11 protein-coding genes are annotated in these 14,589 nt (G+C 52.9%); all 11 read left to right on the forward strand.

Annotation, left to right across the window (positions count from 1 at the left end; genetic code table 11):
• Positions 1–4: 4 nt before the first annotated feature.
• The 11 genes from BUB30_RS10795 to BUB30_RS10845 all read left to right on the forward strand — a co-directional run bounded on the left by BUB30_RS10795 (position 5) and on the right by BUB30_RS10845 (position 14,582).
• Positions 5–2,026, forward strand: a complete 2,022-nt coding sequence (locus tag BUB30_RS10795; protein WP_073133519.1) for an ATP-binding protein — start codon at positions 5–7, stop codon at positions 2,024–2,026.
• Between the two features lie 65 nt (positions 2,027–2,091).
• Positions 2,092–2,841 carry a 4Fe-4S binding protein gene (locus BUB30_RS10800; protein WP_245804063.1) on the forward strand — a complete coding sequence of 250 codons (750 nt, stop codon included), beginning with the start codon at positions 2,092–2,094 and terminating at the stop codon, positions 2,839–2,841.
• Positions 2,838–3,356 carry an NADH-quinone oxidoreductase subunit J family protein gene (locus BUB30_RS10805; protein WP_073133527.1) on the forward strand — a complete coding sequence of 173 codons (519 nt, stop codon included), beginning with the start codon at positions 2,838–2,840 and terminating at the stop codon, positions 3,354–3,356. Before BUB30_RS10800 ends, BUB30_RS10805 begins: the two co-directional genes overlap by 4 nt.
• Before the next feature lie 4 nt (positions 3,357–3,360).
• Entirely contained in the window at positions 3,361–3,669 is a 309-nt protein-coding gene (gene nuoK, locus BUB30_RS10810; protein ID WP_073133529.1) for an NADH-quinone oxidoreductase subunit NuoK, read from the forward strand.
• A 3-nt stretch (positions 3,670–3,672) separates the two neighbouring features.
• Positions 3,673–5,613 (forward strand): NADH-quinone oxidoreductase subunit 5 family protein, encoded by a 1,941-nt coding sequence (locus BUB30_RS10815; RefSeq protein ID WP_084138020.1) that lies wholly within the window; start codon positions 3,673–3,675, stop codon positions 5,611–5,613.
• Between the two features lie 28 nt (positions 5,614–5,641).
• A complete protein-coding gene (locus BUB30_RS10820; protein WP_073133531.1) occupies positions 5,642–7,255 on the forward strand; it encodes a complex I subunit 4 family protein in 1,614 nt (537 codons plus the stop codon).
• Between the two features lie 3 nt (positions 7,256–7,258).
• On the forward strand, positions 7,259–8,743 hold the full coding sequence (locus tag BUB30_RS10825; protein ID WP_073133533.1) for an NADH-quinone oxidoreductase subunit N: 1,485 nt from the start codon (positions 7,259–7,261) through the stop codon (positions 8,741–8,743).
• Positions 8,744–8,858: 115 nt separating this feature from the next.
• Positions 8,859–10,742 (forward strand): amidophosphoribosyltransferase, encoded by a 1,884-nt coding sequence (locus BUB30_RS10830; RefSeq protein WP_073135062.1) that lies wholly within the window; start codon positions 8,859–8,861, stop codon positions 10,740–10,742.
• 82 nt (positions 10,743–10,824) lie between these two features.
• Entirely contained in the window at positions 10,825–11,469 is a 645-nt protein-coding gene (locus tag BUB30_RS35890) for an EVE domain-containing protein (protein WP_317044196.1), read from the forward strand.
• A 13-nt stretch (positions 11,470–11,482) separates the two neighbouring features.
• Positions 11,483–13,093, forward strand: coding sequence for a hypothetical protein (locus BUB30_RS10840; RefSeq protein ID WP_143164857.1), 1,611 nt, complete (start codon positions 11,483–11,485; stop codon positions 13,091–13,093).
• Complete coding sequence (locus BUB30_RS10845; RefSeq protein WP_143164858.1) at positions 13,032–14,582, forward strand: hypothetical protein; 1,551 nt, start codon at positions 13,032–13,034, stop codon at positions 14,580–14,582. Before BUB30_RS10840 ends, BUB30_RS10845 begins: the two co-directional genes overlap by 62 nt.
• Positions 14,583–14,589: the final 7 nt, after the last annotated feature.

Below are 14,589 nucleotides of genomic sequence, written 5' to 3' on the forward strand. Positions count from 1 at the left end.
TCGCGTGAAAAAAACTTTTTGGATCCTACTCTTTGTATGTTCACAGGCCGCCCTGCATGCGCAGGCGCCGCATGAAATTGACAGCTTGCAAAAAGCCCTGAAGGGTTCTTTGCCGGACTCCACACGCGTGAGAGCCCTTGTCCGCCTGTCCACCCTAAACCAATACATAAACTTCAATGCCAGCACCCGCTACACGGACGAGGCGGTGACCCTGGCCGAAAAACTTGGGGTGCCCGAATTGAAAGTCCTTGCCTTCCAAAGCAAGGCCTATTTGCTCACCAGCAGCGGCGACCATAGCAACGCCATCCACTTCGACAACCTTTCGCTGGAGAACGACATCGAGCTGAAAGACAGCGTGAAGATCGCCCGCGACTATAACAACATCGGCAACGACTATTACGAACTCGGCGAATACGACGATTCCTTTTTCTACTTCACCCAATCACACCGCATTGCCACGGCCGTCAAAGACACGTTCCGCATGCTGGTGGCCTACCACAACGTGGGTCGCGTGTTCAAAGAGTTGGGACAATACCAACGCGCCCTGGATCACCTGAATCTCGCAAAAAAAATGAGCGAAAAGCAAAAGGACGATGAGGGCATCGCTTATGCCTACGACGAGATCGGCGATGTGCAACTGCGCAAGAACGAGTATGATTCGGCATTGGCAACCCTCAACCGCGCCCTGGAACTGACGCGCAAGCTCCATGTGAATTCGCTGGAACCCAAAGTGCATTCCAAGCTGGCCACCATCTACCTGGCCAAGGGTGACTTTCAAAATGCCCGCGCACATTACGACTCGGCCTACACGCTCAACGCCCGCACGAAAGACCGGTTTGGCGTAGCCGAAGTTGAGTTAGGCCGGGGCATTGTCTACACCAAAGAAGGCGACTACGCCCAGGCACTCAGCAAAATTGAAAACAGCCTCGCCGTAGCCAAGGAATTGAACGCACGCGTATTGGAGATCAAGTGTTTCAACCAGCTTTCGCTCCTGTGGGAGAAGAAAGGGGACTACAAAAGGTCACTGGAATATTATAAGCAATTCAAGCTTTTGGAAGATACGCTGTTCAGCCAGGAAATGCAGGGCAAATTGATCCGCGACCAAATGCGTCTCGAAACGGAGTCGCGCGATTCACAGATCGCCTACCTCAGCCAAAAGGATCAAAACACGACCAATGCATTGAAAAAACAAGAGTTCGTGCGCAACATCCTCGTGGTGGTCGTGGCGCTGACCGTTATCCTGCTGATCACCGTTTATCGCAGTGGCCGTCGCCGCCGCCAGATCAACATGCTGCTGCTGCAACACCAGGAAGAGATGGAGAAACGCAGCGAAGAGCTGGAACGCCTCAACCAGGTGAAGGACAAATTCTTCTCCATCATTTCACACGACCTGCGCTCGCCCATCAACGCCCTCAGCGGGTTGCTTGACCTGCTCGACAAAGGCGCCGTGAGTGAAACCGAATTGCCGGGCCACGTACGCGAACTGAAGGCGCGCTTCAATCACACGCGCACCCTCCTCAACAACCTGCTGGATTGGACGCTCCTGCAAATGGACAAGCTGAGCCTGCAGGCCGCCAAAATCGACATCCAAAGGATCGTGGAGGAAAATATTCAGCTGCTGGGTTCTGTGCACCACAAAGACATTGAGCTCGTCAACGAAGTGCCAAAAAACACCATTGGCTTTGCCGATTCCAACACCATCAACCTCGTGATCCGAAACCTCATGACCAACGCCCTGAAGTTCACCAACGACGGCGGCAAGGTCACCATCAAGAGCCAGGAAAAAGGCACACAATGGGTGATCTCGGTTGCCGACAACGGCGTGGGTATGAACACGGACGTGCTCAAGATCCTGTTCGATAAAACCGCTCCCTACACCACGCGGGGCACTGCCAACGAAAAAGGCACGGGTCTTGGCCTCATTCTCTGCAAAGAATTTGTGGAGAAGAACGGCGGCAAGATCTGGGTGGAAAGCGAGGAGGGCAAAGGCAGCACGTTCTATTTCACGCTGCCCAAAGCCAGCTAAGCCAGACCCGGTCTAACACCTGTTCGTTTTCCAGGGGGAATCTTCTGTGGAATAATCCACCCTAAATGTTCGCCACATCCTTTTCCCTTTTATTTTTGCTATCGCAAATGAATATGGGCAAAGACACCTCCTACTGGCACAACATCACCGACACCCTTCGTTCGCTCGGCGCGGGACTGAAGGTGACGTTCGCGCATTTGCTCCAGGCCCGCAAGACCCAGGCCGTGACCAGCATCGCCGAAGAAAACTATTTCACATCGCGCGAAGGCATTGCCACCATTCAATACCCCTACGAAATGCAGCCCGTACCCGACACGGGCCGCTACCGCCTCCACAATGAAATCGACGACTGCATTGTGTGCGACAAGTGCGCAAAGGTGTGTCCCGTAAATTGCATTACCATCGAACCGATCCGGGCCACGGAAGAGATCGGCAAAACCTCCGACGGAACATCCAAACGGATCTACGCCGCCACGTTTGATATCGACATGGGCAAATGCTGTTTCTGTGGATTGTGCACCACCGTGTGCCCCACCGAATGCCTCACGATGACGAAGGTGTACGACTTCAGCGTGACCGACATCCGCGAGCATAATTTTGTGTTCGGCGAAATGACGCCGGCAGAGATTGAAGAGAAGAAAAAACTTTTTGAAGATTTCCAAAAGAATAAAGCGGCCGCTGCTGCTACACCTTCGTCAACCGCGTCAACGGCTGGTACAGAAGAAAAGAAAGAAGCACCGAAGACGGCCTCCCCTGCAAAGCCCGTGTTCAAGCCCAAGATAAAACCGCCCGGCTCATCAACGTCGCCATCATGAATGCACCGTCGTTCCTGTTCTACTTTTTTGAGATCATCGCTGCCGGTGCTGCCGGGGCGTTGTTGTTTGTCCGGAATGTATTCTATGGTGCGCTGCTCGTCATTGCCGTATTGCTGGCATTGGCGGGACTTTATATTTTGGCTTTCGCAGAATTTGTTGCCGTCACGCAAATCCTGGTGTATGCCGGGGGGATTTTGGTGGTCATCATTTTCGGGATCATGTTAACCACACGACTGGGCGGGAAACCCCTGGTCATCGAACACACCCGTTCCATTTCGGCAACCCTGGTGGGTCTCGCTTTCTTTGGCATGCTGATGTATCTCCTGTCGCGGGAAACCTTCGTAGCGCATCCGGCGAAAGCCGCGACACCCACGACCTTAGACACTACACAAACCCTGGGCGCCTTGCTGATGAGCGACTATGTGCTCCCCTTCGAAACGGCCGGCATCCTGTTGCTGATGGCGCTGATTGGCGCCGCGGTGATCGCTTCAGAACGCAAATCCAAAAACGTCTGACGCTATGAACGTTCCTGTACACCACTTCCTCTATCTTGGCGCCTTTCTTTTTTCGGTAGGGCTTGTGGTGGTCATCAGCAAGCGGAACACGATCCTGGTGTTGTTGGGATTGGAGCTGATGCTGAACGCGTCCAACCTAAACCTGGTAGCCTTTAACCGCCTGCATCCGGGCAACCTGCAAGGGCAGATGTTTGCTATCTTTGTCATTGTCGTGGCCGTGTGTGAAGCCGCCGTGGGCCTGGCCATCGTGCTCCGCATCTACCGGGAATACCAGACTTCTGTTCCCGACGACGTGAATGAACTAAACCTTTGACGTTTGGACGCGATTCACACATACTCATTCCTCTTTCACTTTTGCCTTGTGGCCGCGCTGGCGTTCCCGTTGCTTTCGTTTGTTCTATCGTTCTATATCTCTGAAAAATATTCGTGGATCACTTCGGTGCTCGCATCGTTCCTGCTCCTGTTGGGCACGCTCGCGTCGGCCGTGGTGTTGTACCAGGCCTGGAATCATCCGCCGTTTGCGTATCGGCTTGAGTGGTTTTCGCTGGCGGGATATTCTTTTTCAGCCGGCGTCTACATCAACAATATTTCGGCACTGATGCTGTTCATCGTCACCGGTGTTTCGTTCCTGGTGCATCTCTACTCGGTGGGATACATGGCGGGCGACGCGGGCATTCAGCGATACTTTGCCATGCTCGGATTTTTCACGTTCGCCATGCAAGGCATCGTGGTGTCGGGCAATTTGCTGATGACGTTTGTGTTTTGGGAACTGGTCGGCTTTTCTTCCTACATGCTCATCGGTCACTGGCATGAGATCCCTGCAGCGGCCGAAGCCTCCAAACGCGCCTTCATCATCAACCGCGTGGGCGATGCCGGATTCCTGGTTGGCCTCATGATCGTGTGGGCTCATGGGCACAGTTTCGATATTGCCGCCCTGCAACACATGCCGGTTGATCCCACCTGGATGACGCTTGCATCGTTGGGCATTTTTTGTGGCATCGTGGGCAAGTCTGCACAGTTTCCATTATTCACCTGGCTTCCCGACGCCATGGTGGGGCCCACGCCCGTTTCGGCTTTGATCCATGCGGCTACCATGGTGGCGGCTGGCGTGTTCTTATTAGCGCGCGTGCATTTTCTATTCACGGTGCCCGCGCTCCACATCGTTGCCGTGGTGGGGTGCATAACAGCCCTGCTCGGCGCGGTATCCGCCCTGGCGCAACACGACATCAAAAAGATCCTGGCCTACTCCACCCTATCTCAACTCGGCTTGATGGTAGTGGCCCTCGGAGCCGGCTCGCCTCAAGCTGCGCTGCTGCATTTGTTTACGCACGCCTTCTTCAAAGCCTGCCTCTTTCTCGCTGCAGGTGCCGTCATCCACTCGCTGCACCAGGCACAACATCAAAGCCACGTGCATTTTGATGTGCAGGACATTCGCAACCTGGGTGGCTTGGAAAAAAAACTACCCTTCACCTTTCTGATTTTTGTGATCAGCGGAAGCGCGCTGGCCGGCTTGCCCCTCACGTCCGGGTTCTTGTCGAAGGATGCCATCCTCACCGCGCTCGTGCAATGGCATGGCGAAGGCTTCTCCTGGAAATTGCTCATCCTGGCGGCGGTCGCATTGGTGTCCTTTCTCACCGTGGTGTATACGTTCAGAATGATCTGGAAAATTTTCAAAGGCTCCGAAACCGCTACAGCGCAGCTCCACATTTCGGAGCCACCGGCCGTGATGCGTGCGCCCATGGCCGTGCTGGCCGGCGTCTCGTTGTGGATCTGGTTCTCGTGGAATCCTTTCAATTTTTACGGCTGGATGTATACGAACATCGGCGAAGCTAAACCGTTCCATTCCGGAATGGTATCCATCGCGTCGGCGATTTGGGTGATCCTGGCTCTTGGCGTTGCTTACGTCACGCGACAAGTCACCGTGGGATCCCCCTTGTTGTTAAACGCTTTCTATTTCGATCGCCTCCTGAAACAGTTCGTGGAAAAACCGATCCTTCAACTGGCGGCGCTGACACACCACGCCGACAAAAAATGGATCGACGGTTTCCTTCATGCCACAGCCTACGCGCAACTGATCGTTGCCCACCTCACCGGTTGGTTTGATCGCGCGATCGTGGACGGCCTGGTCGATGGTGTGGCGGGCGCAGCAAAAGGGCTGGGTTCGTTTACCCGGTCTTTTCAGGGTGGGAAAATCCAGCTTTATATTTTCTGGGCCACTTTCGCAATCATAATTTTCATAATTTGGACCCTGCTTTAAACCGTATGCAGTCCTAAAGACCAGTTAAATGCAGCAATACCTCCTTTCGCTCTTACTGTTCACTCCCCTGCTGGCAGCGCTGCTCAGTCTTTTCTTACCCGCCACTTCCACGGCGACCTTCCGGATCATTACCGTCGTGGTGAATGTATTGCAAGTCATGTTCCTGTTGGTATTGCTGTTGAATTATCAAGCCGGCGCGGGGCTTCAATTCGTGGAACTGAAACCGTGGATCACGTTGAACATGGGCAACTGGGGCATATTGAAAGCGTCTTATTTTGTGGGCGTCGACGGCTTGAGTTTGCCGTTGGTGGCCCTGGCCGTTTTCATTCTCTTCATCGCCACGATCGCCTCCTGGAAGATCACGCAAAACGTGAAAGGATATTTCATCCTGCTCCTCATCCTGAATGCGGCGATCATTGGCAGTTTCACGGCGCTGGACTTCCTGTTGTTCTATCTCTTCTTCGAGTTCATGCTGCTGCCGATGTTCTTTCTCATCGCGTTGTGGGGCGGGCCGAAGCGTGAGTATGCTTCCATAAAATTCTTTCTTTATACACTGCTCGGCTCCATCCTGATCCTCATCGTGATGATCGCGTTGTATGTTTCGGTGCACGATCCGTCTACGAGCGGCCAACTGGTGCACAGCTTCAACCTGTTGCACATGGCCGATGCCTCGAATTTTATTTCAACGTCCGTGCTCGATCCGCACCGCGCATTGCAACTGGGTCCGTTCTCGGCGCGCACGTGGGCGTTCCTGCTTTTGTTCTTTGGCTTTGCGATCAAATTGCCGATGGTGCCGGTGCACACCTGGCTGCCCGATGCGCACGTGGAGGCACCGACGCCGATTTCGGTGATCCTGGCCGCGCTGTTGTTGAAGATCGGAGGCTATGGTCTGGCACGCATCGCGTTCCCCATTTTTCCAGATGCGGCTTTTCACCTCGGATGGTTTGTGGGACTCATGGGGGTGATCTCCATTATTTATGGGGGCCTCAATGCCATGGCCAGCAAAGATCTGAAGCGGCTCATCGCCTACTCGTCGGTATCACACATGGGTTTTGTGTTGTTGGGACTGGCGTCGTTCACCGCGGAGGGAACGGCGGGGGCCGTGTACCAGATGTTCAGCCATGGACTCATTTCGGCCATGCTGTTTGTGCTGGCGGGTGTGCTCGCCGATCGCACGAACGACCGCACCATCTCACATTATTCGGGCTTGGCTGGTAAAATGCCAACCTATACCGCATTCATTTTGGTTGCCTTCTTTGCTTCGTTGGGGCTGCCTGGCTTTTCGGGATTCATTGCCGAGATCATGGTCTTTCTGGGGGCCTTCAAATCGGCCGGCCTGGGTGGCCCGCTGCATGAAAGCCTGGCCATCGTTGCAACGCTTGGCCTGGTGATCGGCGCTGCCTATTACTTGTGGACGCTGCAGCGTATGTTCTTTGGCCCGCTCAACGTAAAAGGTGATTTTTCCGTGGATCAACTCTCCGACCTAAACCGGCGTGAATATTTTATCCTGCTTCCGCTGGCCTTGGCCATTTTGTTCTTTGGCATTTTCCCACAGCCGCTCATGTCGGTCATCGATCCCTATGCGCAGCATTTTGCAGCCTTCGTGTTGGAGACTGGGAAGAATTTAACGCTAACCCCTTAGCGCGTGGAACACCTCGCCGAACAACTGTCATCGATCAAAGCAAGCTTTATCCTGCTGGGTCCCGAACTGGTGCTTTCCACCGGCATCGTGGTGTTGGTGATATTGGGGCTGATCAAAAAAATACAAAAGACAACGCTCACGGCAATGAGCGCACTAACTTTTGTGGTGGCCATCGCGGTCTCGCTCGCACTAAGCCGCTCGATGGCCCAGGAATCGGCTGCGCTTTTTGGAGGCATGTTGCGTCGGGATAGTTTTTCGTCCTACCTCGGTTTGCTGATCGACATCAGCGGCCTGCTTACGGTGGCGATGACCTGGCGCCGGCAACAGTTGCAACGTGCGCTTTCCGAATATTATGCCCTGCTGATCACGATCACGCTGGGCGCGCACTTGCTGGTGATGAGCGTGAACCTGTTGATGGTATTTCTCTCCCTGGAGATGGTGTCGCTCAGTTCCTATGTGCTGGCCGGCTTTGCTTTTTCGCGCAAAGGCACGGAGGGAAGCATGAAGTATTTTTTATTCGGCTCGGTGTCGTCTGCCGCCATGCTCTATGGGTTTTCGTTGCTGTATGGACTGACCGGCACGTTGGACTTTTCCTTGGGTGAATTCACCCGGCCGCTCATTGATCATCCCAGTCCATTGTTTTTCATTGCCGCCTTCCTGGGGCTGGCCGGATTTCTCTACAAGATGGCGGCCGCGCCTCTGCACCCCTGGGCGCCCGATGTCTATGAGGCCGCGCCGATGCCGGTCATTGCTTTCTTTGCCGTGGTGCCGAAACTGGCCGGGCTGGGTGTGCTCACCCGCTTCACGTTGGCATTGTATGCCTATGGGCAATCGTCGTTCGACTGGCAATTTGTGCTCAGCCTGGTAGCGATGTTGTCGCTTACGGTGGGAAATTTTTCGGCGTTGTGGCAAAAAAATGCCAAGCGGCTGATGGGCTATTCTTCCATTGCGCAGTCGGGCTTTTTGTTGGTGGGGGTGGCCGCGTTTGTTCCGCAAGGCATTCACTACATGCTTTTTTATGCAAGCGCCTACGTGGTGATGAATTTTCTAGTATTTCTTTACCTGCAATATTTTGAATCGCTTGGGTGCACGACGCTGGAATCGTTTGCGGGATCGGGGAAAATACTGGTCTGGCCTGCTGTTTTTTTGTTGGTCGGATTTGTGGCGCTCACCGGGTTGCCACCGACGGGCGGATTTACGGGCAAGCTTTTCATTTTTTCGTCGCTTTGGGATGCTTATCAGCTTTCCGGGAAGGGCGTTTTGCTGTGGCTGATGGTATTTGGTTTGCTAAATACGGTGGTTTCCTTGTTTTATTACCTGCGCATCCCGTTCTATGCCTTTGTTCGAAGCGGCGAAATCAACGCAAAACCAAATTATCTTACGTTCGAAAATCTTTTGGGCCTGATATTGGTTCTAGGGGTACTCTATCTTTTCTTCAATCCCGGATTGTTGATGGGATGGATTAATAAAATTAACTTTGTACTCTAATTTCGTTAGCCGTTAACCAGTCGCAGCGCCCTCCATGCTTCCTGTATTTGGAGTACAGGTTTGTTCGTGGGGCATGCCGCCGGTTTCGGATGGCGATGTAACGATTCACAAGCCCATGAGCGACCAGATTCTTCATGAATGCGGAATAGCGATGATCCGCCTGCGAAAGCCTCTTTCGTATTACATCGAAAAATATGGCCCCCTGTATGCCATGAATAAGATGTACATCCTGATGGAAAAACAGCATAACCGCGGTCAGGATGGAGCAGGCGTCGCCAACATCAAGATCGACGTAGAATCCGGACACCGTTACATTAGCCGCTATCGTTCCATCAAAGCCCAGCCCGTCGCCCACCTCTTCAAGAAAATCGGCAAGAAGTTCAAGAAAGCCCAAAAAGAAGGAAAAGATAAATTCAAAAATGAACGTTGGTTAAAGGAAAACGTCGCCTTCTCGGGCGAGATCTGGTTGGGCCACTTGCGCTACGGCACACACGGCCAGAACAGCATCGAAAACGTGCATCCCTTTCTCCGCCAGAATAACTGGCGCAGCCGCAACCTAGTGATGGCCGGCAACTTTAACATGACCAACGTGGACGAGTTGTTCGACCTGTTGGTGGACCTCGGACAACACCCCAAAGAAAAAGTAGACACCGTCACGGTGATGGAAAAGATCGGCCACTTCCTCGACGAAGAAGTGCAAGGCCTTTTCGAAAAATATAAAGACAAATTCTCGAACCGCGAGATCTCCGACATCATCGAGAACGAGCTCGACATTCCCCGCATGCTGCGCCGCGCCTGCAAGGATTTCGACGGCGGCTATACCATGGCCGGCATGACCGGTTCGGGTTCTTCGTTCGTGGTGCGCGACCCCAATGGTATCCGCCCTGCCTATTTTTATGCAAACGACGAAGTGGTGGTCGTGGCTTCCGAAAAGCCGGCCATCAAAACGGCTTTCAATGTCGACTACAATCAAATTGAAGAGATCAAGCCCGGCCACGCCCTCGTCATCGACAAGAGCGGCGAATACGGGCAGTATTCTATTGTGAAGTCCGGCGATAAAAAATCCTGCAGCTTCGAGCGCATTTACTTCTCCCGCGGCAACGACCCCGACATCTACAAAGAACGGAAACAACTCGGACGCCTGCTGGTGCCGCAAGTGTTGCGCGCCATCAACTTCGATATCAAGAACACCGTCTTCTCTTATATTCCCAACACGGCCGAGACCGCTTTCTACGGTTTGATGGCGGGCATTGAAGACTATCTCATCAACAAGCAAAAAGATATTATCATCGACCAGAAGCCCTCGGTGGATTCGTTGGAAGACATTCTCTCCTTCCGTCCCCGTGTAGAAAAGCTGGTATTGAAAGATGTCAAGCTGCGCACGTTCATCACCGACGACGAACACCGCGACGAGATGGTGGCCCACGTATACGACACCACCTACGAGGTGATCCGCAAAGGCATCGACACGCTGGTGGTCATTGACGACTCCATTGTCAGGGGCACCACGTTGGAGAAAAGCATTTTGAAAATGCTGGACCGGCTGGAGCCGAAAAAGATCGTGGTGGTTTCGTCCGCACCCCAGATCCGCTTCCCCGATTGCTATGGCATCGACATGAGCAAGATGGGCGAGTTCGTGGCCTTCCGCGCCATGATCTCCTTGTTGAAGGATCACGGCAAAGATTACTTGTTGGGCGAGGCTTATGAGAAAAGCATTCGCGCCCGCGGCCACCAGAGCCAGCTCAACTATGTGAAGCAATTGTACGAACCCTTCACTGACGATGAGATCTCTGCAAAGATCTCCGAGATCGTTCGCCCCGCCGATATGAAAGCCGACCTGGAGGTGATCTTCCAGACGGTGGACAACCTGCACAAAGCCATCCCGCATCACACGGGCGACTGGTATTTCACGGGCAACTATCCCACACCCGGTGGTATGAAGGTGGTGAACCGTTCGTATGTGAATTACATGGAAGGCAAACTGGTGCGGGCGTACTGAGCGAACGCATCCGGAAAATTATAGAGGGTCATGCCAGGATACGCGGCATGACCCTTTTTTTTTGTTCACCCCTAACTCATTCATGCTTTGGTGGATAGCGTTGCCGGCCCGCCACCCCGACCGCCAGCATCCAACCCATGCCGGCACCCGGGAGGTTGTGTTTCTTCCGGTTTCATTTTTAAATATCAAAGGCGGTGTGGAAAAGCAGTGGACCCAGCATCTTGTCCGCGAAGGTTCACGTTTTCATTTTGGATTCTGTAACAAGAAAATCCAAAGACTATTTACTATTTTGTATGACTTAACCGACGAAACGTATATGAACTATTGGCTGATGAAAACCGAACCCAGCACCTTTTCATGGGACGACCTGGTGCGCGACAAAAAGACGGGTTGGGATGGCGTGAGGAATTTCCAGGCGCGTAACAATTTGAAGGCAATGAAAAAAGGTGACCTGGCCTTTATCTATCACAGCATGGACGACAAGGCCGTGGTGGGCATTGCCAAGATCACGAAAGAAAACTATCCCGACCCCAAGGACAAAGATTGGGTGGCGGTAGAGATATCCCCCGAAAAAAAACTAAAGCGGCCCGTCACGCTGGCGGAGGTGAAAGCCGACAAGCGTTTTGCCGACATGGTGCTGGTGAAATCCTCACGCCTGTCGGTGCAGCCGGTAACCGCCGCCGAATTCGATATGATCGTTGCCCTCAGCGAGAAAAAAGTAAACTAAAAAAACGACCCCGATGCGCCTCTTCCCCCGGAACACATCGTATTTCACGACCGGCATGCTTTTGCTGATGGCGCTCCTCTGCACCGCCCAGGCTTCCGTTGCCCAAATGGTGCAGACACACCGCTTTGAACGGCATCAGAAAATGTCGGACGACTACTATAATGTTATTCCGCTGGTGGACGACGGGCTGGCGCTTTTCCGCGAACGCGACAAATATCAGAACAACAACAAGGTGTGGGAGCTCATTTTGCTCGACACCGCCCTTCAGGAAAAAAAGACCCTGGAGCTGGAAGTGAACACCCGCAACAAGATGATCGGCTATGAAGTGACGTTGGGGACCCTGTTCTTGCTCTACCGCACGGGTGAGACCAACAAAAATGATTTCGAGATCATCGAGATCAATCTCAAAACCTGGGAGAACGTCAAACACCATTTCAAACCTGATCTGGATTTCAAGCTGACACACTTTATCAAAGCCGGCGATAACTTCATCTTCGGGGGCTACGTGAACAACGAACCCGCCGTATTGCTGTTCGAGCTAGCAAACAGTCACGTCCGTGTCTTGCCCGGCTTCTTTCAAAAGGACACCGAGTTGGTGGACCTGCGGACCAACCTAAACCAGACCTTCAACACGGTGCTCATCGACCGGGGCTCGAAGGAAAACCGCAAGCTCGTGTTCCGCACCTTCGACGACACCGGCAAGCAACTCCTGGAAGACCTGGTGCCCATCGACGAAAACAAAGCGCTGCAGGCCGGCATCACCAGCGCCCTGGCGCGCGAAGACCTCAGCATCATGGGCACGTGGGGGGAACGGAACTCCAAACAGTCTATCGGTTTCTATTTTGTGACCATCGATCCGTTCAATGAGCAGAAGATAAAATTCCTGGACGTCGGCCAGCTTTCGCACTACCTCGACTACCTCAGCCCAAAGCGTGCCGCCCGGATCAAGGAAAGCTCCAAAGAGGACCTGGCCGATGGCAAAATCCCCAACTTCACCAGCTATGTGCAGCCGTATAAAGTGATGGAGTATGAACATGGCTACCTGTTGCTGGCGGAGGTGTTCAACCCGGTATCGAACATGAACCCCTATTACTCCAACCCGTACTACTACAATCCGTATTATAGTCCATACGGGATGAATTCGTACTACCCCGGCTATTATTACCCGGGCATGGGTCGTATGTACCGGCCTTATGCCTACGGCAACAACACCAAAAATGTGGACGAGATCAAGGCTACGGAAAGCGTGGTGGTCTCGTTCGATCCCACGGGTAAAGTGCAGTGGGATCACAGTTTTAAAATTGCCGATGTGAAGATGTCGGGTATCGAGCAGGTTTCTGACTTTCACCTGGACGGGAACAAGCTTTTTCTGTTGTACCGGAAGGAATCGGAACTGAAATTAAAATCCATTGTTCTATCGAAAGACACAGCTTCCGAATCTTCGGCGAAGATGCTGGTCAATGACCCGGTAGACGAAATACGGTCTGAAAAAGAAGGGGAAGGCAGCGTGCGGTATTGGACCGGCAACAGTTTTTATGTATGGGGCTATCAAACCGTGCGCAATGTCACGAAAGAGGATAGGGTACGCGATGTGTTTTACATCATTAAAGTGGAAGTCCACTAGGGTTTTCCTTTGGCTTTTACTGACCTGCTACCTGCAACCGGGCTTTGCCCAGCAGTTGCAGCAAAGTAATCGCTATGAACATCCCCTGTCGCGCGACGAACGCTTCTTCGAGATCATCCCGGCACAAGACCACGGCGTTTATCTCTACCGCCGCCTCGCATCCCATCCCAACGACCAATTGGAGCTGATCAAACTGGATACCGTCTTTCACGAAGACTGGAAGGGTTATCTGCCGATCGATCGCCGGCTCTTGTTGATGGGGAAGAAAACCGACAATGATTATCTCTATTTGCTTTTCCGTTACTATGACTATACGCGCAACGACTTCCAGGTGGTGGCGCTCGACCACAGCAGCGGAAAATTCCTGGTCCACATTATCCGCAATTTTATTCCCTTTGCCCCCTCGGAATTCCAGGTAACAAAAAACGGCGTGCTCATCGGCGGCTACTACAATCACGTGCCGGTGGTCATGTACTATTCCTTCGCCACGCATAAATCCAAAATACTTCCCGGGTTGGCCAACGAAACGGGCGAGCTCACCCAGATCAAACTCTATCCCGACGCCACGTTCGATGTCGTGATCTGTGCGAGAAACTTCGAAGGGCAAAAGACTGTATGGCTAAAGAACTATGACGCCGATGGCAATCTTCAAAACAACATTGCCCTTCGGCCGGAGGCCGGCAAGCACCTCATCTTTGCCCGCTCCATGAAGACCACCGACAACACCCAATTGATCGCCGGTGTCTATGGCGCACGAAACTCCGAGTATTCGCGCGGACTGTTCCTGGCCGCCATCGACGAGAAAGGAGACGAGAAGGTGCGCTACTACGGCTACGGCGACCTGGAAAACTTCTTCAAATACATGAAGGCCAAACGCGAAGCACGGGTCAGGGAACGCATCCAGCGACGCAAGATCAAGGGCAAAAAAATAAAGTTCAACTACCGCTTCCTGGTGCACGAGATCGTGCCCTACAATAATCAATATATATTGCTCGGCGAAGCATTCTATCCGCACTACACCACCATCTCGTCGGGCTATGGCACGTTTGGCAATCCGTACTTCAATAGTTCCATGATCCGCGATGGCCGGATCTTCGATGGTTATCAATATACGCACGCCGTGGTGATGGGCTTCGACCACCAGGGCAGGTTGTTGTGGGACAACAGTTTTGAGATCAACGACGTGCGCACCTACACGCTGGAACAATTTGTGAAGCTGGAAGTGAAGAAAGACAAAATTGTGTTGCTCTATCTTTTCGAGAACGAGTTGCGCACCAAGATCATCCAGAACAACGAAGTGCTGGAAGGCAAGACCTTTGAGCCGATTCGCACCCACGTGGCCAATGAGATCGTGAAGCGCGATCAAAGCGACATCAACAAACTGGAGTATTGGTACAACGGCTATTTTTATGCCTACGGTGTGCAGGAGATCACCGGCCCTTCAGGAAAGCGCAGGGTGTTCTACATCAATAAGATCGCGTATCAATAGACACTGC

The sequence above is a fragment of the Chryseolinea serpens genome, from assembly GCF_900129725.1.
GTDB classification, from domain to species: Bacteria; Bacteroidota; Bacteroidia; order Cytophagales; family Cyclobacteriaceae; genus Chryseolinea; species Chryseolinea serpens.

Bases quoted from the DNA above. Each gene is read 5' to 3' on its own strand.
- nuoK (WP_073133529.1), top strand. From the start codon at position 3,361: ATGAACGTTCCTGTACACCACTTCCTCTATCTTGGCGCCTTTCTTTTT.
- BUB30_RS10845 (WP_143164858.1), top strand. From the start codon at position 13,032: ATGTCACGAAAGAGGATAGGGTACGCGATGTGTTTTACATCATTAAAG.
- BUB30_RS10840 (WP_143164857.1), top strand. From the start codon at position 11,483: ATGCGCCTCTTCCCCCGGAACACATCGTATTTCACGACCGGCATGCTT.
- BUB30_RS35890 (WP_317044196.1), top strand. From the start codon at position 10,825: ATGCTTTGGTGGATAGCGTTGCCGGCCCGCCACCCCGACCGCCAGCAT.
- BUB30_RS10800 (WP_245804063.1), top strand. From the start codon at position 2,092: ATGTTCGCCACATCCTTTTCCCTTTTATTTTTGCTATCGCAAATGAAT.
- BUB30_RS10805 (WP_073133527.1), top strand. From the start codon at position 2,838: ATGAATGCACCGTCGTTCCTGTTCTACTTTTTTGAGATCATCGCTGCC.
- BUB30_RS10830 (WP_073135062.1), top strand. From the start codon at position 8,859: ATGAGCGACCAGATTCTTCATGAATGCGGAATAGCGATGATCCGCCTG.
- BUB30_RS10820 (WP_073133531.1), top strand. From the start codon at position 5,642: ATGCAGCAATACCTCCTTTCGCTCTTACTGTTCACTCCCCTGCTGGCA.